This is a genomic window from Pseudomonas sp. FSL R10-1339 (assembly GCF_009600545.1).
GTDB lineage: Bacteria > Pseudomonadota > Gammaproteobacteria > Pseudomonadales > Pseudomonadaceae > Aquipseudomonas > Aquipseudomonas bubulae.
This window is the reverse complement of sequence record NZ_WIVQ01000258.1, coordinates 1-556: the sequence shown is the minus strand read 5'-3', so window position 1 is coordinate 556 and position 556 is coordinate 1. Positions and strand designations below refer to the sequence as shown.

Genomic DNA, 556 nt, shown 5'->3' with positions numbered 1-556 from the left:
GTGCTGTACATGGCTTCGGGCGCCGCTTCCAATATCACTTTGAACCCCGAACCGTCCGGTAAACGCACCGCGTGCAGGAACACACCCACCGCTTTGCCACCCGCCAGCATGTTGGGCACAAACTTGCTGGTCAGGGCCGTGGTGCCGAGGAACGGTACAAAAATACCCGCTGATTCTGCCGGCTCCGGGTCTGCCGGAATGCCGACCTGACCGCCTTTGCGCACCTCTTTGATGACACTCAAGATGCCCTCTTTGGTCGACGCGGCCACGCGGTTGCCCAGCTGTACGCGCTGTTTGCGCAGCAGTTCGTCAACGGCCTTGAGCTTGGGCGGGCGGTAGAAAATGATCGGTTTGCACTGGCTGCAATAGAAGTGGTTAAGCACTTCCCAGTTCCCCAGGTGGCTGGTGATGCCGACCACGCCTTTGCCGGAAGCGAGGGCGTCTTTGAGCACGTCCAGGCCTTCGACTTCGCGCACCAGGTCAATGGAGCGCTGGGCGGGCCAGATCCACGCGCAAGCGCTCTCGGTCAGGCTTTTGCCGATGTCTTTGAGGCTTT

The 556-nt window shown here is 60.6% G+C and carries 1 protein-coding gene; it reads right to left on the bottom strand.

What is annotated here, in order from left to right:
• On the bottom strand, positions 1 to 556 hold a 556-nt coding region (locus GHO03_RS24710), incomplete at both ends, for a lysophospholipid acyltransferase (RefSeq protein ID WP_153400704.1).